Genomic DNA, 22,938 nt, shown 5'->3' on the forward strand with positions numbered 1-22,938 from the left:
GGGCTTGGCGAACGGCTTGGCTGTCGTCAACGGGATTGATCGATCGAGCGAAGCGTGAAAGGTCGGATCGCTTCGGCAAAAGGGGAATGAGATGCGGGCGCCGATGGTGTTCTTGGCCATGATGATGGCGGGTGTGCTGATCGCGGGCGAGGCGATCGCGGCCGATCCGCCGAAGAAGGGGCCGTATTTCGCGTCGCTCGCGCCGTCACGTGCGCGGATGCGGAGCGGGCCGGGGCGCACCTATCCCGCCACATGGCTCTATGTGCGCGCGGATCTGCCGGTGCGGGTCGTGGATAGCTTCCAGGACTGGCGCAAGGTGGAGGATCCGGCGGGCGTGCAGGGCTGGATGCAGGGCAAGATGGTCAGCCAGCGTCGAACTGCGCTGGTGCAAGGCGAGGTCGCCGATCTGCGCGAGAAGCCGGCGGCTGGCGCAAAGGTGGTGTGGCGGGCCGAGCCGGGCGTCGTGGGGCGCATCAGCCAGTGCGGCGGCGGCTGGTGTCGCTTCGACGTGACCGGACGCGCGGGCTTCGTCGAGACCGGGCATCTGTGGGGGGTATCGCCCGAGGAGACGTTGCCGTGACCTTCGCGCTCGACGGCTTCGATCTCGATGCGTTCGTCCGCGCGACACTGGCGGAGGATCTGGGCCACGACGGCGATGTCACCTCCGATGCGGTGATCCCGGCCGAGGCGCGTTTTCGCGCGGTGATGGCCACGCGCGATGCGATCACCGTCGCCGGGCTGGAAATCGCCGCGGCCTTCTTCCGCACGCTCGATCCGGGGGTCACGATCGAGTTGCTGGTGGCCGATGGCACGAAGGTGGCGCGCGGCACGCCGCTGATGCGGCTGGCGGGCGCCGCCCGCGCGATGCTCACGGCGGAGCGCTCGGCGCTCAACACCGCGCAGCATCTTTCGGGAATAGCGACGCTGACGCGCGCCTATGTCGACCGCATTGCCGGCACCGGCGCGACCCTGCTAGACACGCGCAAGACGATCCCGGGCCTAAGGCGGCTGGAAAAATATGCGACGCGCATGGGCGGCGCGAAGAACCACCGCATGGGCCTGTGGGATGCGGCGATGATCAAGGATAATCACGTCGCGGTGGCTGGCGGCGTGGCCGAAGCGGTGGCGCGCGCCAGGGCGGCGGCGATCGCGGAGATCATCGTGGAGGTCGATCGGATCGATCAGATCGAGCCGGCCCTCGCGGCTGGTGCCACCTATCTGTTGCTGGATAATATGGCACCGCCGATGCTGCGCGGCGCGGTGACGCTCATCGGCGGCCGCGTGCCGGTGGAAGCGTCAGGCGGCGTCACGCTGGAGACGATCCGCGCGATCGCGGAAACCGGCGTCACCTATGTCAGTGTCGGGCGGATCACCCAATCGGCCCCGGCGGCGGACATCGGGCTGGATTTCGCACTGGCGTGAATGGCTTGCGCGGGGGATTGCCGCCGCTAACCTCCGCCGCGAAAAAGGGGAACAATCATGCGCCGTCCACCATCGATCCTCCGGTACGAGCAATTGTATCTTGCCTCTTTCGTGCTCGGCCTGGCCGCCTCCGCGGTCAACTGGAAGGGCAGGACGGCGCAACTTTCGGCAAGCCCGGCGCTGGCGAACCTGCAATGGCTGGCGCCGGCATCACTCGCGGTGGGCATCGTGATCTCGCTGACCCTGTGGTATTTCACCGCACGCAGCCCCAGCCTCGCCGCGAAGTGGGTGGTCGTGGTGTTCGCGGCGCTTTCGGTGCTGGGCATCGCCGGCAATGTTTTCACGCTGTTGAAGGGGGGGCCACTGTTCGCGGTGCTCCTCGGTATTGTCGTATCCGCGCTTTACATCGCGGCGGCGGCGCTGCTGTTCAGGCCGGACGCCAGATTATGGTTCGGCGAAACGATCAACGGAGATGATGCGGCATGATTCGTAACCACGCGTTGCTGGCTGTTGCAGCCGCTGTCGCGCTTCCGGGCGCCGCCGCGGCGCAGGCCTATCGTTGCGCGGTGCCGGGCGACATCACCGCCCCGCACCCCGACCTGCCCAACGAGCGCGAGCCGCAGCGCCTGTTACCGACGGGCGGCTACACCCTCTCGATAAGCTGGTCCCCGCAATATTGTCGCACGCGGGTGCACGATCCCAAGGCGCGGATGCAGTGCGGGGCGAACCGCTTCGGCTTCGTACTGCACGGCTTGTGGCCCGACGGCGAGGGCAAGGAATGGCCGCAATATTGTGCCGCCACCGATATCCTGCCGCGCGCGGTGATCACGGCGAACCTGTGCGCAACACCGTCCGCACAATTGCTCCAGCACGAATGGGCGAAACACGGCACGTGCATGCCGGGCGAAACCCCGGCGAGCTATTTCCGGCGCTCGACCGGCATGTATGACCGGCTGCGATATCCGGACATGAACGCGCTGTCGCGGCGCCCGCTTACCGCAGGGCAGTTCGCCGCCGCCTTCGCGCGCGTCAATCCGGGGATGCGCGCGGAAATGATGCGCGTCACCGCGAACCGCGAGGGCTGGCTCGACGAAATCTGGCTGTGCGTCGACAAAAAGTTCGCCTTCGCGACGTGCCCCGCGCATCAGGGCGGCCTCTCGCCCGAAGCACGGCTGCGGATCTGGCGCGGACCACGCTGAGGCTGCTTCCGGCTCCTGCCGCGTTGGCGGGAACCGGAAGGCCGATCAGATGCCGATCCGAAGAGTCGCGCGGATATCCCGCCCCGCAAGCGGCGCAAAATCCTTCAGCACGCTGGCCGCGCGGCGCGCATCCACATCGAAGATATTGTTAGCCGCGATCGTTATGCTGGTCTTGCCGTTACCCGGGAACGGCTTGAACGAGAAAGAGGCGTTGACCATCGTGTAGGGCGCGGTGGTCGTTTCGAAATCGGCGACGCGATTCTGGCGGAACACATGCTCGAGCTCGACTCGCGCGCTGGTGCGGTCGCCCTGCGCTTCCAGCCCGCCGAGCACACGCAACGGTGGGATGCGCGGCACATGGCTGACGTCCACCACCGTCGCGCGGACATAATCGCCGAGGATATCCGCGTTGATCGTATGGCCGCCAATCGTCGCTAGTCGCTTCGACGCGTCGATCTCGAACCCGTAATACCGGGCCTTCGCCTGGCTATATTGGAAGCAAGGAAAATCGACGCCGCGACCGGATGGTGCGGCCGCGGCTTCACATACCGCCTGCGCCGTCTGGTTCTCGTAGATGTAATCGTCGAACCAGTTGTAATACGCCGATGCATCCAGGCTGAATCCGTCGCCATGGGCGTGGAAGGTCGCCTCGAGTCCCCACGACTTTTCTGTCCTGAAGTTCGGATTGCCGAGCTCATATGCCTGCGTGCCGGCGTGGCCGCCGTTGGCGAAAAGCTCTTCGGCCGATGGCGCGCGCTCGGTGCGCGAGGCGTTCAGGCCGATGCGCATGCCGGTTGCGATCGCATAGGATGCGCCAAGCGAGCCCGAGAACGTATCGAAGCTGCGCCCGCCGCGAAAGAAGCGGGCGTCGTCCAGCGGGGTTTGTGCAGCAAGGTTCGTATGTTCGTAGCGCAGGCCGCCCTCCGCCTTGAACGCGCCATCCTCATATTGCTGGAGCGTGAAGAGGCCGGTCTGCTCGGTATTGTTGCGCGGCAGGAAGGCTTCGTCGCCAACGACGTTGAACTGCCGGCTGAAATATTGCGCGCCGCTCGCCCCGCTCCAGCCGCCGCGATCGGCCTGGAGGAACTCGACGCGGCCTTCGAGTCCCTTATTGTAGAATGCGGTGCCGACCGCGCCATCCTCTTGCAGCTCGAAATGCCGGTAGCTCGCGTAGGCGACGCGCGCGCGGATGCGATCGAGGAAGCCGCCGCCGGTCTTGATCTCGCCGCGCAGGTCGAACCGGTTCTGGACGACCGAGAGGCGCGGCGCCTCCTGCTCCTGACCGGGCTGGGTGGCATAGCGGACCGGCACGCCATACAGACTGTCATAATGGCTGTATGATACGCCCAGCGAGCCGCGATCGGTGATAAGCGCGGCGCCCAGACCGGCCGTCCAGGTTTCCGCAGCCGTATTCGGCAAGCGCCCCTTGAAACGCGCGGACGCGGCGAAATCGACCGGGTCTTCCGGCGCTGCCTGAGCGGCGGCCAGCGCCGCCGCGCGCGCGGTTGGCGACAGGACATAGCCCCCGACGCGCAGGTCGTCGGCCTTCAGATACGAGCCGTCGGCATGAATCACCAGGTTGTTCGTCACCGCCACATCGCCGGCCGCGCCAGCCGAACGCTCGCTCGCCGCGCTGCCATAGCCGCCGATCGCATTGAGGCGGTAACCGTTCTCCGGCACCGCGCGCGGGATACGAGAATCGATCACGTTGACGACGCCGCCGACCGCCGACGATCCATAGAGCAGTGCAGCAGGCCCGCGCAGCACCTCGACCCGGTCGGCCAGCAGCGGATCGATCACCACAGCATGATCGACAGAGGTGTTCGATACGTCGACCGAGCCGATCCCGTCGGTCAGCACGCGGATGCGATCGCCCTGAAAGCCTCGCAGGATCGGGCGCGAGGCGCTGGGGCCGAATGACGTTGCCGACACGCCCGGCAGCCGCGCCAGCGTTTCCCCGATCGTCTGGCGCAGTTCGCGGGCGAGATGGTCGCCCGACAGGACGGAAGTGCCTTGCAGAACATCCATTTCGCTGCGCGCGACCGGCGCAGAAACGATCACGTCATGCGCGGTGACGTCTTGCGCAGGTGCGGATGTGCTGTCGGCGAGGGCTGGGCTGGCGGCAAGCGCAGCGATGACACCGGCCAAAGAGCCGAGGGCGACGTTGTTTGTTCGTATCATGAGGCGGAGCTATACGGAATGTTACATCATATCAATTTCGATTTATCGTCTCACGCGTTCGGTTCGTCCCGGCCGGCAGCGTCAGGGATCGCGCTCGACGGATTCCAGGATTCGCGCGCCGGCCATGAACACGGCGACCGGCGAGGCTGCGAACAGCAGCCAGCCACCATAGCCCGGAAACTGATGCACGTAATGAAACCCTCGCTCTATCGCGCCCGCGCCAAGCGCGTAAATCACGAGAAAGGCGTCGAACTTCGTCTTGATGACGAACAGGCGAGCGATACGCGACCACATGCGCGTACAACACGCAAAGATCGGGCCAGTCGCAGATTTCCGGGCTTCGTGGGTGGCCGCTTATGGTTGACTGTCAATTAATCCGACGAGATCGAGCGCCTCCAGCAGCGCGCGGCGGGCGCCCTCGATCCGGCGGATCAGCGCGGGATCGCCGATCGCTTCAACGGCAATCGCCTCGGGCCAATGCGCCTCGATGACGCCCGCGAGCTGATCGAGTTTTGCGCTATCGACCATGAAGCGGGGATCGACAGTCGCGGGATCGGCGACGACGCGCAGCCGCAGGCAGGCAGGGCCGCCGCCGTTGGCCATCGATTCGCGCACGTCGACCACCTGCGCCGCACGAATCGGCCCGTTGCCCGCGATATGCTCAGACAACCATCGCCACACGCGCGCGTTTTCCCGCGTCTCGCCAGGGACGATCAGCGTTTGTTGCCCTGATGCCGGAGAAGCCAGCTGGGCGTTGAACAGATAGGATTGGATCGCATCCGCAAGGCTGACGCGATCGGCCGGCACCTCGACGATCTCCACCTCGGGCATCAGCGCGCGAAGTCGTTCGTAAAAGCCATCCTTGTCCGCAAACGCCTCCTCATGCGCGAACAGGGTACGCTCATTGGCGACTGCCACCACGTCATTATGAAACGCGCCGGCGGCGATCGCGGCGGGGGATTGTTCGACGAAGATCGTGCGGGCCGGGTCGAGACCATGCGCCCGCGCGATCGCCTCGCTCGCTTCGCGATGCTGACGCGCCGGGAAGCGGCCGCCCGCTTCGCCATAGACGAATATCTCGATGCCGGGCGCGCCATGGCTGGCGCACAAGCGCATGTGGTTCGCCGCGCCCTCGTCGCCGAAAGGCGCGGGCACCGGGCCGTGCACCGCGAAGGCTGGGTTCGCGAAGGCGATGCGCAGCTGCGCCAGCGTCGCAGGCCATTCATGGCTGCGATGCGGCATGGTCATCAGATTCGCGACGGTGAGGTGGCAGCGCCCATCCCGCGTATCGGCCGAGGGAGAAACGGTGGCGGCATTGGCCGCCCACATCGCCGAGGCGGACAGCGCGCGCGCCTGCAAATGCGGTGCGGCGTCGGCGTAATTGGTGGCCAGCGCCGCCAGCCAGCGATGATCCGGGCGCGGATGCGGAAGCAGGATGCCCTGCGCCAGCCCCAGCGCAAGATTGGCGCGCATCTTGGCGATACCCTGCAACGCCGCCGCGCGCGGGTGGGCGACATTGCCGGCGTTGCGCGTCGCGGCGAGATTGCCGGGGCTGAGTCCGGCATAATTGTGGCTCGGTCCGACTATGCCGTCGAAGTTTATCTCCCGCATCACGCCCGCGCCATATAGGTGACGATGCTGTCTTCCTGCGCGTGGATCGCGTTCGCGCTCTCGCTGCTTATAACGACGGTGTCACTCACCTCGCGCACCTCGCCGAGCGTGCAGCGGAAGTTCGCCAGCTTGCCATGCGCGATCAGCGCCTGCGTTCCGCCCTCGCGGTCTATCGCCACGACCGGTGCATCGCGCGCGTCGCGGATCGAGCGCACATTATCCGTGCGCGCTGTCATCGTCGGGCCACCATCGAAGATGTCGACATAGCTTTCGAACGCGAAGCCTTCGTTCTCCAGCATGCGCATCGCCGCGCGGCCGGACGGATGCGGCAGGCCGATCGCGGCGCGCGCGCTTTCCGATAGCATCGCGGTGTAGATCGGGTGCTTGGGCATCAGATCGGCGATGAACTGATGGCCGTGGATCGCATTGTAGTGATCCGCATCCTGGAAGTTCATGCCGAAGAAGCGCCCGGCCAGCCCATCCCAGAACGGCGATCCGCCCGCCTCATCGATGATCCCGCGCAATTCCGCCAGGATACGATCGGCGAACCGCTGGCGGTGCATCCTGATGAACAGATAGCGGCTGCGGGCGAGCAGCATCCCCAGGCCGCCCGCGCGTTCGCCGGGGTGGAGGAACAGCCCGCCGACCTCGCTCGATCCTTCGAGATCGGTGGTGAGCGACAGCATCTCCGCACGGAAGGTGCGCCCCAGCTTCTCGCTGTTCTGCGTCATGGTGCTAAGACGGTAGCTGTAGAAGGGGTGTCGTTGGCCGACGTGGGTGAAAAGCTGGCAGGTGCCGCGCACCTCGCCGGTTTCCACGTTTTCCAGGATCAGCACGAACAGTTCGTCGCCATTCGCGTCGCTCGTCTGGGAGAATGCGGCGTGGCTGCGGTCAAGCTTCGCCTTGAGTGCAGGGCGATCGGGCGGCAAATTGGTGAAGCCGCCGCCGGTGAGCTTGGCCATCTCATAGAGATGCGCGAGATCCTCGTCGCGCGCGGCGCGGACGACGAAGCTCACAGCCGTCCCCCCGCGATGCGCAGCATGGTGATGGCGGAGAGCGCCGCGCGCTCGGCCAGACTGTCCACGATCAGAAATTCCTCCCCCGAATGGATCGCGCCCCCGCGTACCCCCATCGTATCGACGACCGGCACGCCACAGGCAGCGATATTGTTGCCGTCGCATACCCCGCCCGTCGCGCGCCAGCCGATGTTCAGCCCGAGATCGGCGCCGGCGTCGCGCACCAGATCGAAAAGCCGCGCGGCGCCAGCGTCGATCGGCTTGGGTGGCCGGTTGAACCCGCCGTGCACCTCGATATGCACGTCGCGCGCGGCGGCCACTTCTGCCACGGTTACCTCGATGTGAGCGCCGACGCGGACAATTTCGGCGAGGTCGCCAGGGCGGAAGTTGACCCGCAGCACGGCGAGATCGGGCACGACATTGTTCGGGCCGCCGCCATCGATCCGCGCGGGGTTCACCGCGAGGCGGGGGGATCGCGCGGCGGCGAGGCGCAGCGCGATATCCGCTGCCGCGACAATCGCATTGCGCCCGTCATCGGGATTGCGCCCGGCATGGGCGGCGCGCCCGCGCACGACGATCGAGAAATTGCCCGTGCCGCCGCGCGCGCCCGCGAGCGTGCCGTCGGGCAGCGCGGGTTCATAGGTGAGGGCGGCTTCTTTGCCCTGCGCCAGTTCGGCGATCAGCGCCGCCGAAGAAAAGGAGCCGGTTTCCTCATCGGAATTGATGAGCACGTCATAGCCGATCGGGCTCCCGGCCGCTTCGATGCCCTCGAGGGCGGCGAGCATCACCGCGAGGCCACCCTTCATATCGGCCACCCCCGGACCGTTGATCGTGCCATCCGCGCGATCGATGAGCGCCTGAAACGGGTGGTCGGCTGGATAGACGGTGTCCATATGGCCCGTGAGCAGCAGCCGGATCGGCGCATCGGGGCGTACCGCCAGATGCAGATGACGGCCATGCTCGATCGGCTCTACGATGCCCGCCGGGGTAATGCGCTCGGCGGCGGCGGGATCGATCAGCCGCACCTCACCGGGAAGCGCGGAGAAGGCATCCGCCAGCATATCCGCGACGGTCGCCAGCCCGCCGAGATTGCCGGTGCCGCTGTTCACCGCCGACCATTGCCGCACCCGCGCCAGCATCGGCGAAGCGGTGGCCCGCTCGATCGCTATCCTCTCGTCAACCGACAATTGCTTCATCCGCGAGTGTTAGCGCGGTCAGAACGTATAGACCAGTGAGGCCCTGCTCGTCGTATCGGTGGTGCGTCGCCCGGCGGGCGGCATGCTTTCATATTGCACGACATAGGAAAGCTGCGCCGAGAGCGGCCCGAGCAGCCGCGCGGCGACGGCAGTGGTGCCGCTGACGGTGGAATTATATTGCTGAAGGTAGGCGGACGCGACCTGCGTGAGCTTCAGCCCCGGCGCGAACTTCCAGCGGAAATCCATGCTGCCACGCGCGGCGAGGCTGCTCTGCGCGGTCTGATCAGTGAACGCGGTGTAGCGATAGGCAGGCCCCAGCTCCAGATCGAGCTTCACCGCCGGCGTCTGGATCGCGCTGTAGCCGGCGCCGACCGACGAGGAATAACGCTGCGTATAACCCAGGAAGCGATCCGCCTCGAACTGAGCCGCGCCATAGATGTAGCGGCGCGAATCGATCTTGTAGTTCGGCTCGTAGCTCGCGAGATAATGCTCGCGCGTCGTGATCCCCAGGCTGCGCTGGTAATCCGCCTGCAGACGCACCTTGTTGCGCCACTGGATGCCCTCGCGCGTCAGATCGAGCACGCCGGTCGCGCCGACTGTCTCGCTGTTGCCGGTGGTGAGATAGCCGCCAAGCTCTGCCCGACCGCGCCACAGATCGAACAGGCCGGCTTCGCGCACGCGCGTGTCGTGCGCCCGTGCGCGCTCGTCACGCCACGCCGCTGCTACCTTCGCGACCGCATCGCCGCTCGCCGGATCGGCGGTGCGGGCATATTTGACGATCGTCGCGACTTCAGCGTCGTTGCCGGCGGCGATCGCGGCATCCAGCATCGCGCGGATCGGCGCGGGTATCACGACTTCCCCCTCCGCCTGTGGATTATCGTCCGCGGGGGGATGATCGACACCGGCGATCGCGGTGTTGGCCAGCAGCAGCGGGAAAGTGAGAAGAAGCGCGCGCATCCCGCGGACTCTAAACCTGTTTGCGGCGATTTTGCAGCCTCGCCACGGCCCGCCGTCGACGCAGCGGTGCTCAGCCGAGATGATCGGAGAAAGCGGCGAGCACCTCTTCGTAGAGTTTGCGTTTGAACGGCACGATGATGTCGGGGAGTTCGGAGGGCGCCGCCCAGCGCCATGCGCGGAATTCGGGATGGGCGGTCCCGATGTCGATAAGGTCGTCGCTGCCGGTGAAGCGGAACAGGAACCAGCGCTGCCGCTGGCCACGATAGCGCCCCTTCCATACCTTGCCGATCAGCTCGGCTGGCAGATCATAGGTAAGCTCTTCAGGCGCTTCCGCGACGAATTCGAGATGCCCGGGCGCGACGCCGGTTTCTTCGCCCAGTTCGCGGATCGCGGCGGTGCGCGCATCCTCGCCGGGATCGATACCCCCCTGCGGCATCTGCCATGCCTCGAGCGTGGTATCGATCCGCTGGCCGACGAACACCAGCCCGTCGCGGTTCATCATCATCGCGCCCGCGCACGGGCGATAGGGAAGCGTGGCGGGGTCGGTCATGAGCGGCATCCATGCTGGAGATCGCAGCGCCCTGCACCTTCCCCGTCGGTGCTGACAAGCCCGAAGCGGCGAACGCCGTCAGCCGCCCGCCGCCTGCCTCATCACCCTGGCGCCTTCCGCCTCGACGATCGCCTCCTTCACCGCCGAGAGATAACCGGCGACATCGCCCTGGCTGGACGGGATCGCCTGACGCAGCGTGATAAAGCCGTGGATATTGCCTTTCGCCTCTCGGAACGTGACCGGCACGCCCACCTGGATCAGCGCGGCGGCATAGGCGCGCCCCTGATCGCGGATCGGATCGAGGCTGGCGGTGACGATCACCGCAGGCGGCAGCCCGGCGAGATCGCCCGCCAGCGGCGAGCCCTTCACATGCAGCGGATCGGCGGCGTAATGTTCGCCGAACCAGATCATCCCGTCGCGCGTCAGCAGGAAGCCTTCGGCATATTCGTTGAACGAGGGATATTCCCGGGTCATGTCCGCGGCGGGATACATCGGTGCCTGCACGATCACGGGAACGGCGGCCGGATCGTCGCGCAGTGTCATCGCCACGACGATCGTCAGGTTGCCACCCGCGCTGTCGCCGGACAGGACAAGCCCGGTCGCCGTCCGGCCCAGTTCGGCCGGATTGCTCGCCACCCAGCGCGCCGCCGCCTCGCAATCGTCTGGTGCCGCTGGCCATTTCGCCTCGGGCGCAAGGCGATAATCGACCGAGACGACCGGCAGATCAAGCTGGCGCGCCATCTCCGCGGTGAAGCTGGCATGCGTCTCGATATCGCCGATCACGAAGCCGCCGCCGTGATAGAACAGAACGACCGGACCGCGCGCGCGCGTGGCGCGTGGGTCGAACAGCCGCGCCCTGATCGTGCCGGCCGGGCCGGGAATCTCGAGATCCTTGATGACGGCAAGCTCGCCGACGGGCGGATCGGCGATGTCCTTCATGGCGTGATAGACGGCGCGCGCCTCCGCCGGCTGCTGCTCCTGCATCTTGGGGCCGGGCACGTTGTTGAGGTAATCGAGGAAGGCGCGCACGTCGGGGCGCACATAGGGGCCGGCATCGGTACCGGCGGCAGGGCGATCGATCAGCGTGTCGGTCATCGCGTCAACTCTCCTCTTCGGTTCGCTTTTGCAACCAGGTTTGCCGTATCGCGGCCGCCGCGTCCACCTTTCGCGCCACCTTTCGTGATAGTGCGGCTTGTCACGCCTCCATATCATTCTAGGTTGGATCATGGAGAGATGAGGGCGTAAGGCCCCCGCACGATAACCGAGTGCCACAGGAAACTGCCGCATGGCGACCGCCGCCCACGAAGTGACCCCGCAGGAAGCATCCGCAAATCCACCCGCCGAATCCATCGTCGTCCGTTTCGCGGGCGATTCGGGCGATGGCATGCAGCTCACCGGGGGGCAGTTCACCCTGTCCACCGCGCTCGCGGGCAACGATCTGGCCACCTTCCCCGATTTCCCGGCGGAGATCCGCGCGCCGCTCGGCACGCTGTTCGGCGTATCCGCCTTCCAGATCAACTTCGGCTCGACCGAGGTGGAGACGGCGGGCGACGAACTGGACGTGCTGGTCGCGATGAACCCGGCGGCGCTGAAAACCAATGTCGAGGCGCTGAAGCGCGGCGGGCTCATCATCGCCGACGAGGGCGAGTTCAACGATCGCAACCTCGCCAAGGCGAAATACGACGCGAACCCGCTGGAAGACGAGAGCCTTGCGCGATGGCAGCTGATGAAGCTCAACATCTCGCAGTTGACGCTCGACGCGGTGAAGCCGTTCGGCCTTGGCAACAAGGAGGCGCTGCGCTGCAAGAACATGTGGACGCTCGGGCTGGCGCTGTGGATGTTCGATCGTGATCGCGCGCCGCTGATCGACTGGCTGAAGGCGAAGTTTGCCAAGGCGCCGACGCTGGCCGAAGCGAACATCGCCGCCCTCAATGCCGGCCACGCTTATGGCGAGACGGCGGAAATTGCGGGCCCGATGAGGCAGCATCACGTGCCGGCCGCGCCTGCCGAACCGGGGCTGTATCGCACGATCACTGGGGCCGAATCGATCAGCCTGGGGCTCGTCGCCGGATCACAGCTTGCCGACGTGCCGATGTTCTTCGGCGGCTATCCGATCACGCCCGCGTCGGCGATCCTGCACCACCTGTCGCGCCTCAAGGAGTTCGGCGTCACCACCTTCCAGGCGGAGGACGAGATCGCCGCGATCGCCAGTGCGATCGGCGCGTCCTATGCGGGGCAGCTCGGCGTTACCTCGTCGTCCGGCCCGGGCATCGCGTTGAAGACCGAGGCGATCGGGCTTGCGATCATGACCGAGCTTCCGCTCGTCATCGTCAATTCGCAGCGCGGCGGCCCCTCGACCGGCCTGCCGACCAAGACCGAGCAATCGGATCTGTACCAGGCGGTCTATGGCCGCAACGGCGATGCGCCGATGCCGGTGATCTCCGCGCGGTCCGCCGCCGATTGCTTCGAGGTCGCGATCGAGGCGGTGCGGATCGCGACGCAATACATGACGCCGGTGATGCTGCTGACCGACGGCTATATCGCCAACGCCGCCGAGCCATGGAAGGTGCCGGACACCAGCGCGCTGGCGCCATTCCCGGTATCGTTCCTGCGCGAAGCGCCCGACGGCGGCTTCCTGCCCTATGCGCGGGACGGCAACGGCGCGCGTCCGTGGGTGAAGCCGGGCACGCCGGGCCTGCTGCACCGGATCGGCGGGATCGAGAAGGCGGCCGGAACCGGCAACATCGATTACTCGCCCGCCAATCATCAGCTCATGACCGACGCGCGCCGTAATAAGGTGGCGTCGATCAAGGTGCCCGACCAGACGGTCGAGGCCGGCGAAACGAGCGGCAGGCTCGCGGTGGTCGGCTGGGGCAGCACCTTCGGCCCGATCCACCAGGCGGTGCGCCGCGCGCGTCGCCGGGCGCTGGACGTGAGCCACATTCACCTGCGCCACATCTGGCCGATGCCCGCGAACCTGGGGTCGCTGCTCAGGAGCTATGAGCGGATCCTGGTGCCGGAGATGAACACCGGGCAACTCAAGACGGTGCTGCGCGATCAGTTCCTGGTCGATGCGAAGCCGCTCAACAAGGTATCCGGCCAACCCTTCCGCATCGCCGAGATCGAGGCGGCGATCGAGCAGGCGCTGGCGTGAGCGCGGACGGTATCCAGGGATTCAAGCAATGAACGAGATGACCACCATCGCCAAATCGTCGCCCAAGGATTGGGAGACGGATCAGGAAGTTCGCTGGTGCCCGGGCTGCGGCGATTACGCGATCCTCAAGGCGGTGCAGCGCACCATGCCGGAGATCGGCGCGCGGCCGGAGAATACCGTGTTCGTCAGCGGCATCGGCTGCTCCTCGCGCTTTCCCTATTACATGGAAACATACGGCTTCCACACGATCCACGGCCGCGCGCCGGCGGTGGCGACCGGGGTGAAGCTCGCCAATCCCGAACTCGACGTGTGGATCATCACCGGCGACGGCGATGCGCTGTCGATCGGCGGCAACCACACGATGCACCTGATCCGCCGCAACCTCGATTGCCAGGTGCTGCTGTTCAACAATGAGATCTACGGGCTGACCAAGGGGCAATATTCGCCCACCAGCCGCGTCGGCACGCAATCGCCCTCCACGCCGTTCGGTTCGGTCGATCGTCCCGCCAACCCGTGCGCCTTCGCGCTCGGCGCTGGCGCGCGCTTCGTCGGGCGCGGAATAGACGTGCACAAGAGCCTGCCGACGGTGCTGAAGGCCGCCTATGCCCACAAAGGCACCGGCTTCGTGGAGATATTCCAGAACTGCATCGTTTATAACGACGATGTATTCGCGCCGTTCACCGCCAAGCCCAATGCCGCGCCAAACCAGCTCTGGGTCGAGCATGGCAAGCCGCTGTTGTACGACAACGGCACCAAGGGACTGGTGATGGACACCGATCGGCTCGTGCTCAAGGTGGTGGAAGTGACCGACGGCGACTGGCAGGGCGCCGGGGTCATCGTCCACGATCAGACCAATCGCGGGCTGGCGCACATGCTGGTGGAAATGCCGGCGGGGGCTTTCCCGGTCGCGCTCGGCGTCATCTTTGACGATCCCGCGCCGACCTTCGAGAGCGCGGTCGTCGAGCAGAATCGCAAGGCGAGCGAAGGCAAGAAACCCGATCTCCAGAAATTGCTGTCCAAGGGTCAGACCTGGATGGTCGACAAACAGCCGAGGGCCGAATGATGCTGACGTTTATCCTAGCCGCCACACTGCAGGCGGCGGCGCCGGCCGCAGCTCCTCAGGCGACGCCGGAGCAGCGCACGCGTCTGGCGCTCGCATCGCGCGGCATGTCTCAGGCCGGCATCAACACGATGATCGATACCGAGAAGAAACATGGAGCCGCGCTGCGTTCGATCGCGGAGCGCGGGCAGGCGGCGCAGAACAACATCCGCGCCGCGCTGGACAAGCGCCCGGTGGATGCCGAGGGTTTCATCGCAGCAAACAGCGTGCGGGCGGAAGCGGCGTCGGCGCTCCAGCGCGAGGCGGCGGAGGTGGCCAACGAACAGATGCGGGCGCTGTCTCCGGCCGATCGCGCGGTGCTGGCGCAGCTTGCCGTATCCGCCCCGCAGCAGCAGCGTACGCCGGCCACCAAGCCGAAGCGCTGATCCCGATCGCGCCCCGACCAGGCAATGGCCGAGCCCTCGATCCTGTGGTTCCGTCAGGATCTGCGCCTGTCGGATCACCCGGCGCTGGTTGCGGCCACGCACGATGGCGCGGTCGTCCCGGTCTATATCCTCGATGACGAGGGGCCGGGGCGCTGGCGGATCGGCGCGGCGCAGCGCTGGTGGCTACACCACAGCCTTGCGGCGCTCGACGCTGCGCTGCGAGAGCGCGGCAGTCGGCTGGTCCTCCGGCGCGGGCCGGTGGCCGAGGTGCTGGCCAGCTTGCGAGAGGAAACCGGCGCGGATCATATTCACGCGATCCGGCATCAGGAGCCGTGGTGGCGGCGCGCCGAAGAAAAGCTGGGCGATGTCCTGTCGCTTTACGACGGCAATCATCTCGCGCCGATAGAAGACGTCACGACCGGATCGGGCGGCCAGTTTCGCGTGTTCGGCGCATTCTACAAGGCGCTGGGGCGCTTCCTGCCGCCGCCCGAACCGCTGCCGCCGCCGGCGACGATAGCGGCGCCTGCGCGGTGGCCCGCAAGCGACACGCTTGCTTCATGGAAACTGTTGCCGACCAAGCCGGACTGGGCCGGAGGGTTTACCGTATGGACCCCGGGCGAGGCCGGGGCTGCGGCGGCGCTGGATGATTTCGCCGATCGGGTCGCAACCTATCATCCCGCCCGCGACATGCCATCGATCGAGGGCACGTCGCGCCTGTCCGCCCATCTGCATTTCGGGGAGATATCGCCACGGCAGGTGTGGCACGCGTTGCCGGGCCGCGGCGAGGGCCTCGCGGCGTTTCGCCGTGAACTGGCATGGCGCGATTTCGCCGCCGGAGTGGTCCGCGCGCTGCCCTATTATGCGCTGCGCAACGGGCGCGAGGTGTTCGACAAATTCCCGTGGCGACAGTCGCGCGCGGATCTCGCCGCCTGGCAGCGGGGCCGAACCGGATATCCGATCGTCGATGCCGGAATGCGCGAATTGTGGGCGACCGGCTGGATGCATAATCGCGTGCGGATGATCGCCGCCTCGTTCCTCATCAAGCATCTGCTGATTGATTGGCGCGCGGGCGAGCGCTGGTTCTGGGATTGCCTGGTCGATGCCGATTACGGAAGCAATGCGGTAAACTGGCAATGGATCGCCGGGACGGGGGTGGATTCCAACATGTTCGTGCGGATCATGGCGCCGCTGGTGCAATCGGAGAAATTCGATGCGGCGGCCTATATCCGCCGCTGGGTGCCGGAACTGGCGGACCTGCCCGACGCGGCGATCCACGATCCCGATTCGGCCGGTTGCCGGCCGGACGATTATCCCGCCAAGATCATCGAGCATCGCGCGGCGCGCGAGCGCGCACTCGCGGCCTATTCCATGCTCCGCTGACCCCACTTTTACGCTATCGCCCGCGCCGCCCGATATGCCAAAGGCGCGCGCGTGAATCGAGGGGCAGACAGCGAAGCGCGGCGCGAGGGGGGCCGCATGGCGCGCCTTGCCGCGCCGCTCTTCCACATCGTTCTGGACCGGATCGATGCCGGGCTTGCGGTAGGCGCGATCGAGGCGGTGTTGCCGGATGGCACGCGACGACTGCTCGGCGGGCGGGCGGACGGGCCGCTGGCGATCGTTACGGTCCATCGCTGGCATGCGCTGGGGCGGCTGATCCTCGGCGGATCGATCGGCTGGTATGAAGGTTGGGCGGCGGGCGACTGGTCCAGCCCCGACCCGGTGCCGCTGTTCGATCTGTTCATGCGCAACCGGGTTACGCTGGGGAATGTCGCGCGCGCCAAGAACGGCGCACGGATCGCCCGCCGTGTGATCCACGCGCTTCGTCGCAACGATCGCGCCGGCGCGCGGCGCAACATCGCGGCGCATTACGATCTGGGGAATGATTTCTACAGCGAATGGCTCGATCCGACGCTCACCTATTCCAGCGCGATCTTCACTCCCGGCGACACGCTGGAACAGGCGCAGCACCGCAAGCTCGCCGCGATCCTTGCGCGTACGGCCGCCAGGGCGGGAGATACGATACTGGAGATCGGCTGCGGCTGGGGATCGTTCGCGCTCGCGGCCGCGGAGCGTGGCGTGCACGTCCATGCGATCACCCTGTCGGCGGAGCAGAAGGCGGTGGTCGAGCGCCGCGCGGCGGGGCTTCCCGTCTCCGTCTCGCTCACTGATTATCGCGACGTCGCCGGCAGCTATGACGCGGTCGCGAGCATCGAGATGGTCGAGGCGGTGGGGGAGCGATACTGGCCGGACTACCTCGCCACGATCGCGCGTGTGCTGAAGCCGGGCGGGCGCGCCGCGATCCAGCTTATCTCGATCGCGGACGATATCTGGGAAGGATATGCCCGCAACGTTGACTTCATCCAGCGGCATATCTTCCCCGGCGGGATGCTGATTTCGGAGAGCCGTTTTGGCGCGCTGGCCGAGGCGCGAGGGCTGGCATGGCATGATCGCACAGGCTTTGGGCTCGATTATGCAGAAACCCTGCGGCTGTGGCGCCTGCGTTTCGATGCCGCGGTGGCGGACGGGCGGCTGCCGCGGCGCTTCGACGAGAAATTCATCGACCTCTGGCGCTATTATCTGATGTACTGCGAAGGCGGCTTTCGCGGTGGTGGAATCGACGTCGCGCAGGTTACGCTTATCAAAAGATAATCGAGGAGCAGGGAATGCGTTGGACGGGACTGATCGCGATGCTGGCGCTGGCCGGCGGGGCTACAGCACAGAGCGCGCCACAGGCCACCGCCCCGGTAGACGGTGGTGTAGCCATCACCGATCAGAACCGCGCGCATCTGCAACAAATCGGCGCGGAAATCCTGTTCTGGTCACAGGCGCAGCGCGACGGGAATTTCCCGCACATGGAGAAGATGTTCCCCGGCCACGTGGTGAAAGCAGGAAAAAAGGTGCTGGCGTTGCCGCCTGGTCCGCCGCTGCCGATATCGGCAGCGGATGTTGACGCTTTCATGGCGGCGCAGAATGTCGCCGGGCTGATCGTGGTTCAGCAGGGCGCCGTGCGGCTCGAACGCTATGCCCGTGGGCTGACCCGCGAGGGACGGTGGACGAGCTTCTCGGTCGCAAAGTCCTTCACATCGACGCTGGTGGGCGCGGCGATCCGGGATGGCTTCATCAAGTCGGTCGACGAGCCGGTGACCAGATACATCCCGGATCTTGCCGGCAGCGCGTATGACGGGGTGACGATCGCGCAACTTCTGACGATGACGTCGGGGGTGAAATGGAACGAGGATTATACCGATCCGGCATCCGATGTGGCGCGAATGTTCTCGATTCCCGTCCCGCCGGGGATGGACGCGACCGTCGCCTACATGCGCACCCTTCCGCGAGACTCCGCGCCCGACAGCAAATGGGTCTACAAGACCGGTGAAACCAATCTGATCGGCGTGCTCGTGGGCAATGCGGTGAAGAAGCCGCTCGCGACTTACCTAAGCGAGCGCGTGTGGCAGCGTTACGGCATGGAGCAGGACGCGTTCTGGATGACCGACCCGAGCGGGCACGAGGTCGCGGGCTGCTGCCTGTCCGTCTCACTGCGTGACTATGCGCGCATGGGCCAATTGGCGCTGGAGGGCGGCCACGGCATCGTCGCCCCCGGCTGGTTCGCTCAGGCCACGCGCGCGCAGGCAGAAACCGGTGCCGGCGCCGGGTTCGGCTATGGCTATCAATGGTGGACCTATCCGAAACAGCGCTTTGGTGGGGTCGGCATTTTTGGGCAGAGCATCACCGTCGATCCTGCGAGCAAGACGGTGATCGCGATCGTCAGCGCATGGCCGAAGGCGACGGACCAGGAGCTGTCGCGGCGGCGGCTGGCGTTTGTAGAACGTCTTTTCGCCGCTTCGCAGGGCCCGCTGGTGCGCACGCCGCGGCGACGCTGACTGTTGTGCCATCATGGCACGGGCTGCCGTTTCCGGGCTGATGACGCTGATTGCTGAAAGGGTTATCGGATGCGGCCATGAAAACCGCATTCCGATTCGCCCTTCTTTGCGCGATCGCCGCGCTGCCGCTCCCAGCAACTGCGGCCACCGTCGTTGGTGTCGATGCGCTCAAGGAGTGGAATTTGATCGTGTTCGGCGATCTCTCATCCAGTTCGGAAGTGGAGGGGCGTACCTTCGTCGGTGGCAATCTTTCCGGCAATTCCTCGAACTACCAGATCAAGACGCCAGCCGCGTCCAGCTATGGCTGGCCGGGGCTTACGGTGGTCGGTAACGTCACCGGAGGTACGAAAAACCTCAACAATGGCGCCGGCGCGATCGTCGGCGGCAATGTGGTGAGCGGTTTCAACCTCAACGGCCCGCTCCAGACGGTTAAGGTCGGCGGCACGATCCAGAATACCAATATCAACGGCAATACGGTGCTTTCAGGGCAAGCGGCGGTGCCGGGATTCACGTCCGCGCTTACGGATCAAAAGGCAGCGCTTATCAACAGCCTGTCCGATCTGTCGTCCGCCTATGCCGGTCTTACGTCCAACAGCCTGATCTCGATCGCCAGCAACCGCGCCACGTTCAATGCGGCGCCCGGGGGCAACGGCGTCGCGGTTTTCACACTGACGGCAGCGGATTTCAGTTCGTTCGGCGAAATCCAGTTCAATCTGAATGGGGCGAGCACCGCGATCGTGAACGTGATCGGCTCGAACGTCCTGTTGAACGACAATTTCCTTGGCGGCACCCAGAACCTTGGCCAGAAGGTGATCTGGAACTTCGCCGATGCGGCTACGCTGAACCTGACGACAGCGTGGGGCGGATCGGTGTTGGCGCCGCATGCAGCGGGCACGATTGGCAATTACATCCAGGGCTCGGCAGTATTCAGCAGCCTGGTGCAGAACGGCGAAATCCACCTCGCCACGTATAACGGCGGCTTCACTCCCCCGACCGTCAGCGTGCCCGAGCCGGCCACATGGGCGCTGATGATCCTGGGCTTCGGCGGCATCGCCGGGGCGTTGCGTCGCCGTGGCGGTCAGGCGCGCCGCGCCGCCGCCTAAGAACCAAGCGCGCGCCGGATCACACAGGCGACCATTCGATCGCGTCCTCGCCCTCGTCGTCCTCGCTGACGGCGCCTGCCTCGGGGCCGATTTGTTCCATCAGTTGATCTAGCGCCCAGTCGACCCCCACCCCGCTCGCGCCGGAAATGGGGATCACCGGCGCGCCGCTTGCCGTTTCAAGCTCGGCCGAAAGCGCCGCGACCAACTCGTCATCAAGCGTGTCGATCTTGTTGAGCGCGACCACCACCGGCTTCTCGTCCAGCCCGGCGCCATAAGCGATGAGTTCGTCACGAACGATGCGATAGCTTTCCGCCACGTCCGGATCGTTGGCATCGACCAGATGCAGCAGCACACGACATCGTTCGATATGGCCAAGGAAACGATCGCCGACCCCCGCGCCTTCCGCCGCGCCCTCGATCAGGCCTGGAATGTCGGCGATCACGAATTCGCGTGCCCGATGACGCACCACGCCCAGTTGCGGTCGCGTGGTGGTAAAGGCGTAGGCGCCCACTTTCGCCTGAGCATTGGTGACCGCGTTAATGAAGGTCGACTTGCCCGCATTGGGTAGCCCGACCAGCCCGGCATCGGCCAGCAGCTTCAGCCGAAGCCAAACCCACGCCTCCTCCGAAGGCCAGCCCGTGCCATGCTGGCGCGGGGCGCGATTGGTAGAGGTCTTGTAACTGGCGTTGCCGCGCCCGCCATCGCCGCCGCGCAGGAATATTTCGCGCTGGCCGACTTTCACCATATCGAGAAGCAGGGTGCGTTCTTCGTCGTCAGCGAGAATCTGCGTTCCGACCGGAACCTTGATGACCAGATCGTCGCCGCCCGCACCAGTGCGGTTCGACCCCGCTCCGCCATTGCCGCGCGGGGCCCGGAAATGCTGCGTGTAACGGAAATCGATCAGCGTGTTCAGCCCTGCGACCGCCTCGAACACGATGTCGCCGCCCTTGCCACCGTTGCCGCCATCAGGGCCGCCATATTCGATGAACTTTTCGCGCCGGAAGCTGACCGCGCCAGGCCCACCGGCACCAGAACGGGCGAAAATCTTGGCTTGGTCTAGAAAATGCACGTCAGTTGATCCGGTCCTGAATAAGCATGGCGCGGGCGAGATGGCGCGCGCGGTTGCGCGGCAGCCCAAGCGCACGGGTAAGTGGTGCACCGAACAGCGCATCGCCCAGCGCCATCAAAACGAGTTGCAGCGTTTCGTCCTGTAGCGGCCGTCCATCTTTCAGATGATCGACGGCAAGATCATCGACGAGATCGTGGATCGCCTCGAAGATCGGGTCGAGCGCATCCTCATTGCCGTTGAGGATCATCCAGCTTGCCAGCGCACCCGCGCCGCCCGTATCGAATGCATCGAAGGCAAGATCGACAATCTCAGCCGGTTCCTGGTCGGTTTCCCGCTGGCGAAGTACGGCATCGCGGATCGTGCCGGTGATGAAGCCGGCCATTCGCGCGATAAGCGCCTTCTGCAACCCGTCGGCCGAACCAAAATGGTGCAGCAGATTGGCGTGGGTGCGCCCGATGCGCGCCGCCACTGCCTTAAGCGTAACCGCCTGCGGCCCGACCTCGACCAGAAGAGCGCGCGCAGCCTCCAGCGCGGCTTCGCGCGATTCCTCCGGGCTCAGCCGCCGGCGGGTGGAAAGGGGGGTTACGGACATTCGCTGGCTGTCGGCGCTTTACAGTAGAAATACAATCCTTCCCGGCGCGGCTGATGCGCCGGGCAGGATCATTCAGGCCGCGATCTGGAGCGGGGCCAACTGGCCATCGTTCTCGAAATCGAGCGCCAGCACGGCGCAGTCGATCTCCTCGCGATGGGCAAGCGAATAATGCGGCTCGCGGCATATCTCGCGGAAACCGAGCTTGGTCAGTACCCGGCGCGATGCGGTGTTGTCCAGGTGGTGGCTCGCTTCAATCCGCTTGACGCCAAGCGCGTGGCGCGCCTGTTCGATCACGATCCGTGCTGCCTCGGTAGCGTAGCCGTAACCCCAACTTTGGGGCGTGAGCCAATAGCCTAGCTCATGCACACCGTTTTCGCAGCGCAGCCCGATGCCACCGATCAGATTCGGATATGCGCTGTCGTGCGCCAGAATGGCAAAAACCGGCTCCGCGGCGCCGCGGGGTCGCGACAGGAACGATTCCGCATCCGTCGCCGCGTATGGCCACGGCATCCGCGCCAGCTTCTTGGCGATCGCCTCGTGCGCAATCGCTCGCGTCAATATCTCGGCATCCTCGGGCCACCATGGCCGCAACGTCAATCTCTTCGTCCGCGCGAACATCATCGCTCTCCTCGGCTGCCCGCGCCGCTACGCCGCCCTTGTTAAGGACTCGCGACACAAGTGGTTCCGGGAGCATGAAAAAAAGGGAGCCGGGGCGGACCCGTCTCCCTTGATCTGGCTGGTTCCGCGATCGGAACCCGGGTCGCCCTGGTGGGCAACCCGGCTGGTTGCCCGATGTTATTCGGCTGCTGCCTGCATAATCTCGACCGAACAGAATTTGCGGCCAAGCTTGCCGTCGTGAAACACGACACGGCCATCGACGAGCGCAAACAGGGTATGGTCCTTGCCGATACCCACATTGCGGCCCGGATAGAATTTGGTCCCGCGCTGGCGGACGAGGATGTTGCCGGCCACGGCTTCCTGCCCACCGAACTTCTTCACACCGAGACGACGGCCGGCCGAATCACGACCGTTACGCGACGAACCGCCTGCCTTTTTATGTGCCATTGCGATCTACTCCTTACGCTTCGGCGGCCTGGGCGGCGTCGCCCTCGGTCTTCTTGGCGGCCTTGGGGGCAGCCTTCTTCTTATCGGCGGCGCCGATGGCGACGATCTTCAGGATCGTGTGCTGCTGGCGGTGGCCGTTGCGGCGACGGTAGTTGTGACGACGGCGCTTCTTGAAGACGATGACCTTATCGCCTTTAGCCTGCGCGACGATTTCGGCAGCGACGGTCAGGCCGTCAGTCGGCTTCAGCTCAGAACCTTCGCCAGCGAGCAGCACGTCGCCAAGCGTCACCGAGGCGCCTGCATCACCCTCGATCTTTTCAACGACGATCTTGTCTCCGGCGGCTACGCGATACTGCTTGCCGCCAGTGCGCACGACTGCGAACATGGCCCTTGTCACTTTCCAAATGCTATTGCCCGAACAGGCGCACCCGTCGGGAGAAGCGGGGCGGTTAAGCCG

The 22,938-nt window shown here is 65.8% G+C and carries 24 protein-coding genes; 11 read left to right on the top strand and 13 right to left on the bottom strand.

Annotation, left to right across the window (positions count from 1 at the left end; translation table 11 throughout):
- Nucleotides 1-91: 91 nt before the first annotated feature.
- From ACM61V_RS04805 to ACM61V_RS04820, 4 genes are read left to right on the top strand one after another with little or no spacing between them, the layout of a single operon-like run.
- Nucleotides 92-580 (top strand): SH3 domain-containing protein, encoded by a 489-nt coding sequence (locus ACM61V_RS04805; protein WP_137787923.1) that lies wholly within the window; start codon nt 92-94, stop codon nt 578-580.
- Nucleotides 577-1,422 carry a carboxylating nicotinate-nucleotide diphosphorylase gene (gene nadC, locus ACM61V_RS04810; protein ID WP_137787922.1) on the top strand — a complete coding sequence of 282 codons (846 nt, stop codon included), beginning with the start codon at nt 577-579 and terminating at the stop codon, nt 1,420-1,422. Before ACM61V_RS04805 ends, nadC begins: the two co-directional genes overlap by 4 nt.
- Before the next feature lie 57 nt (nt 1,423-1,479).
- Nucleotides 1,480-1,908, top strand: coding sequence for a hypothetical protein (locus ACM61V_RS04815; protein ID WP_419713856.1), 429 nt, complete (start codon nt 1,480-1,482; stop codon nt 1,906-1,908).
- The gene (locus tag ACM61V_RS04820) at nt 1,905-2,621 is read left to right on the top strand and encodes a ribonuclease T2 family protein (protein WP_137787920.1); all 717 of its coding nucleotides are present in this window, start codon (nt 1,905-1,907) and stop codon (nt 2,619-2,621) included. The genes ACM61V_RS04815 and ACM61V_RS04820 overlap by 4 nt, the downstream gene beginning before the upstream one ends.
- A gap of 45 nt (nt 2,622-2,666) precedes the next feature.
- Here the strand turns inward: ACM61V_RS04820 and ACM61V_RS04825 are convergent, their stop codons facing one another.
- The 8 genes from ACM61V_RS04825 to ACM61V_RS04860 form a co-directional block, all read right to left on the bottom strand.
- Nucleotides 2,667-4,802 (bottom strand): TonB-dependent receptor, encoded by a 2,136-nt coding sequence (locus ACM61V_RS04825; RefSeq protein ID WP_419713857.1) that lies wholly within the window; start codon nt 4,800-4,802, stop codon nt 2,667-2,669.
- Between the two features lie 81 nt (nt 4,803-4,883).
- Nucleotides 4,884-5,096, bottom strand: coding sequence for a hypothetical protein (locus tag ACM61V_RS04830; RefSeq protein ID WP_137787918.1), 213 nt, complete (start codon nt 5,094-5,096; stop codon nt 4,884-4,886).
- 60 nt (nt 5,097-5,156) lie between these two features.
- Nucleotides 5,157-6,413 (bottom strand): N-succinylarginine dihydrolase, encoded by a 1,257-nt coding sequence (locus ACM61V_RS04835; protein ID WP_137787917.1) that lies wholly within the window; start codon nt 6,411-6,413, stop codon nt 5,157-5,159.
- Entirely contained in the window at nt 6,413-7,429 is a 1,017-nt protein-coding gene (locus ACM61V_RS04840; RefSeq protein ID WP_137787916.1) for an arginine N-succinyltransferase, read from the bottom strand. The genes ACM61V_RS04835 and ACM61V_RS04840 overlap by 1 nt, the downstream gene beginning before the upstream one ends.
- Nucleotides 7,426-8,625, bottom strand: a complete 1,200-nt coding sequence (locus ACM61V_RS04845; protein WP_171007649.1) for a hydrolase — start codon at nt 8,623-8,625, stop codon at nt 7,426-7,428. The genes ACM61V_RS04840 and ACM61V_RS04845 overlap by 4 nt, the downstream gene beginning before the upstream one ends.
- Nucleotides 8,626-8,643: 18 nt before the next feature.
- On the bottom strand, nt 8,644-9,582 hold the full coding sequence (locus ACM61V_RS04850) for a DUF481 domain-containing protein (RefSeq protein ID WP_137787915.1): 939 nt from the start codon (nt 9,580-9,582) through the stop codon (nt 8,644-8,646).
- A 70-nt stretch (nt 9,583-9,652) separates the two neighbouring features.
- Nucleotides 9,653-10,132 carry an RNA pyrophosphohydrolase gene (locus ACM61V_RS04855; RefSeq protein WP_137787914.1) on the bottom strand — a complete coding sequence of 160 codons (480 nt, stop codon included), beginning with the start codon at nt 10,130-10,132 and terminating at the stop codon, nt 9,653-9,655.
- Between the two features lie 78 nt (nt 10,133-10,210).
- Nucleotides 10,211-11,227, bottom strand: coding sequence for an alpha/beta hydrolase (locus ACM61V_RS04860; RefSeq protein ID WP_137787913.1), 1,017 nt, complete (start codon nt 11,225-11,227; stop codon nt 10,211-10,213).
- Nucleotides 11,228-11,417: 190 nt separating this feature from the next.
- Between ACM61V_RS04860 and ACM61V_RS04865 the strand changes: the two genes are divergently transcribed.
- The 7 genes from ACM61V_RS04865 to ACM61V_RS04895 all read left to right on the top strand — a co-directional run bounded on the left by ACM61V_RS04865 (nt 11,418) and on the right by ACM61V_RS04895 (nt 19,755).
- Nucleotides 11,418-13,286 (top strand): 2-oxoacid:acceptor oxidoreductase subunit alpha, encoded by a 1,869-nt coding sequence (locus ACM61V_RS04865; protein WP_137787912.1) that lies wholly within the window; start codon nt 11,418-11,420, stop codon nt 13,284-13,286.
- Between the two features lie 28 nt (nt 13,287-13,314).
- Complete coding sequence (locus tag ACM61V_RS04870) at nt 13,315-14,349, top strand: 2-oxoacid:ferredoxin oxidoreductase subunit beta (protein ID WP_137787911.1); 1,035 nt, start codon at nt 13,315-13,317, stop codon at nt 14,347-14,349.
- Nucleotides 14,349-14,771: a hypothetical protein gene (locus ACM61V_RS04875; protein WP_137787910.1), complete on the top strand. Its 423-nt coding sequence runs from the start codon at nt 14,349-14,351 to the stop codon at nt 14,769-14,771. Before ACM61V_RS04870 ends, ACM61V_RS04875 begins: the two co-directional genes overlap by 1 nt.
- A gap of 24 nt (nt 14,772-14,795) precedes the next feature.
- On the top strand, nt 14,796-16,151 hold the full coding sequence (locus ACM61V_RS04880) for a cryptochrome/photolyase family protein (RefSeq protein ID WP_137787909.1): 1,356 nt from the start codon (nt 14,796-14,798) through the stop codon (nt 16,149-16,151).
- Between the two features lie 96 nt (nt 16,152-16,247).
- Nucleotides 16,248-17,420 carry an SAM-dependent methyltransferase gene (locus ACM61V_RS04885; RefSeq protein ID WP_137787962.1) on the top strand — a complete coding sequence of 391 codons (1,173 nt, stop codon included), beginning with the start codon at nt 16,248-16,250 and terminating at the stop codon, nt 17,418-17,420.
- Nucleotides 17,421-17,434: 14 nt separating this feature from the next.
- Nucleotides 17,435-18,652: a serine hydrolase domain-containing protein gene (locus ACM61V_RS04890; protein WP_249341684.1), complete on the top strand. Its 1,218-nt coding sequence runs from the start codon at nt 17,435-17,437 to the stop codon at nt 18,650-18,652.
- Nucleotides 18,653-18,729: 77 nt separating this feature from the next.
- Entirely contained in the window at nt 18,730-19,755 is a 1,026-nt protein-coding gene (locus ACM61V_RS04895) for a choice-of-anchor A family protein (protein WP_137787908.1), read from the top strand.
- A gap of 19 nt (nt 19,756-19,774) precedes the next feature.
- On the opposite strand, the gene obgE is transcribed toward ACM61V_RS04895, so the two are convergent.
- The 5 genes from obgE to rplU form a co-directional block, all read right to left on the bottom strand.
- The gene (obgE, locus tag ACM61V_RS04900) at nt 19,775-20,824 is read right to left on the bottom strand and encodes a GTPase ObgE (protein WP_137787907.1); all 1,050 of its coding nucleotides are present in this window, start codon (nt 20,822-20,824) and stop codon (nt 19,775-19,777) included.
- Between the two features lies 1 nt (nt 20,825).
- Entirely contained in the window at nt 20,826-21,416 is a 591-nt protein-coding gene (locus tag ACM61V_RS04905) for a TetR family transcriptional regulator (RefSeq protein ID WP_137787906.1), read from the bottom strand.
- A 72-nt stretch (nt 21,417-21,488) separates the two neighbouring features.
- Nucleotides 21,489-22,034: a GNAT family N-acetyltransferase gene (locus ACM61V_RS04910; protein WP_249341683.1), complete on the bottom strand. Its 546-nt coding sequence runs from the start codon at nt 22,032-22,034 to the stop codon at nt 21,489-21,491.
- A 177-nt stretch (nt 22,035-22,211) separates the two neighbouring features.
- Nucleotides 22,212-22,481: a 50S ribosomal protein L27 gene (gene rpmA, locus ACM61V_RS04915; RefSeq protein WP_137787904.1), complete on the bottom strand. Its 270-nt coding sequence runs from the start codon at nt 22,479-22,481 to the stop codon at nt 22,212-22,214.
- Nucleotides 22,482-22,494: 13 nt separating this feature from the next.
- Nucleotides 22,495-22,866 (bottom strand): 50S ribosomal protein L21, encoded by a 372-nt coding sequence (gene rplU / locus ACM61V_RS04920; protein ID WP_137787903.1) that lies wholly within the window; start codon nt 22,864-22,866, stop codon nt 22,495-22,497.
- Between the last annotated feature and the right edge of the window lie 72 nt (nt 22,867-22,938).

The sequence above is a fragment of the Sphingomonas sp. TX0543 genome (assembly GCF_048565505.1).
Taxonomy (GTDB): Bacteria; Pseudomonadota; Alphaproteobacteria; order Sphingomonadales; family Sphingomonadaceae; genus Sphingomonas.

What these genes read in the sequence shown, in the direction of transcription:
- ACM61V_RS04805 (WP_137787923.1), top strand. Translation starts at nt 92, where the DNA reads ATGCGGGCGCCGATGGTGTTCTTGGCCATGATGATGGCGGGTGTGCTG.
- ACM61V_RS04815 (WP_419713856.1), top strand. Translation starts at nt 1,480, where the DNA reads ATGCGCCGTCCACCATCGATCCTCCGGTACGAGCAATTGTATCTTGCC.
- ACM61V_RS04820 (WP_137787920.1), top strand. Translation starts at nt 1,905, where the DNA reads ATGATTCGTAACCACGCGTTGCTGGCTGTTGCAGCCGCTGTCGCGCTT.
- ACM61V_RS04825 (WP_419713857.1), bottom strand. Translation starts at nt 4,802, where the DNA reads ATGATACGAACAAACAACGTCGCCCTCGGCTCTTTGGCCGGTGTCATC.
- ACM61V_RS04830 (WP_137787918.1), bottom strand. Translation starts at nt 5,096, where the DNA reads ATGTGGTCGCGTATCGCTCGCCTGTTCGTCATCAAGACGAAGTTCGAC.
- ACM61V_RS04835 (WP_137787917.1), bottom strand. Translation starts at nt 6,413, where the DNA reads ATGCGGGAGATAAACTTCGACGGCATAGTCGGACCGAGCCACAATTAT.
- ACM61V_RS04845 (WP_171007649.1), bottom strand. Translation starts at nt 8,625, where the DNA reads ATGAAGCAATTGTCGGTTGACGAGAGGATAGCGATCGAGCGGGCCACC.
- ACM61V_RS04850 (WP_137787915.1), bottom strand. Translation starts at nt 9,582, where the DNA reads ATGCGCGCGCTTCTTCTCACTTTCCCGCTGCTGCTGGCCAACACCGCG.
- ACM61V_RS04855 (WP_137787914.1), bottom strand. Translation starts at nt 10,132, where the DNA reads ATGACCGACCCCGCCACGCTTCCCTATCGCCCGTGCGCGGGCGCGATG.
- ACM61V_RS04860 (WP_137787913.1), bottom strand. Translation starts at nt 11,227, where the DNA reads ATGACCGACACGCTGATCGATCGCCCTGCCGCCGGTACCGATGCCGGC.
- ACM61V_RS04865 (WP_137787912.1), top strand. Translation starts at nt 11,418, where the DNA reads ATGGCGACCGCCGCCCACGAAGTGACCCCGCAGGAAGCATCCGCAAAT.
- ACM61V_RS04870 (WP_137787911.1), top strand. Translation starts at nt 13,315, where the DNA reads ATGAACGAGATGACCACCATCGCCAAATCGTCGCCCAAGGATTGGGAG.
- ACM61V_RS04875 (WP_137787910.1), top strand. Translation starts at nt 14,349, where the DNA reads ATGCTGACGTTTATCCTAGCCGCCACACTGCAGGCGGCGGCGCCGGCC.
- ACM61V_RS04880 (WP_137787909.1), top strand. Translation starts at nt 14,796, where the DNA reads ATGGCCGAGCCCTCGATCCTGTGGTTCCGTCAGGATCTGCGCCTGTCG.
- ACM61V_RS04885 (WP_137787962.1), top strand. Translation starts at nt 16,248, where the DNA reads ATGGCGCGCCTTGCCGCGCCGCTCTTCCACATCGTTCTGGACCGGATC.
- ACM61V_RS04890 (WP_249341684.1), top strand. Translation starts at nt 17,435, where the DNA reads ATGCGTTGGACGGGACTGATCGCGATGCTGGCGCTGGCCGGCGGGGCT.
- ACM61V_RS04895 (WP_137787908.1), top strand. Translation starts at nt 18,730, where the DNA reads ATGAAAACCGCATTCCGATTCGCCCTTCTTTGCGCGATCGCCGCGCTG.
- ACM61V_RS04905 (WP_137787906.1), bottom strand. Translation starts at nt 21,416, where the DNA reads ATGTCCGTAACCCCCCTTTCCACCCGCCGGCGGCTGAGCCCGGAGGAA.
- ACM61V_RS04910 (WP_249341683.1), bottom strand. Translation starts at nt 22,034, where the DNA reads ATGTTCGCGCGGACGAAGAGATTGACGTTGCGGCCATGGTGGCCCGAG.
- rpmA (WP_137787904.1), bottom strand. Translation starts at nt 22,481, where the DNA reads ATGGCACATAAAAAGGCAGGCGGTTCGTCGCGTAACGGTCGTGATTCG.
- rplU (WP_137787903.1), bottom strand. Translation starts at nt 22,866, where the DNA reads ATGTTCGCAGTCGTGCGCACTGGCGGCAAGCAGTATCGCGTAGCCGCC.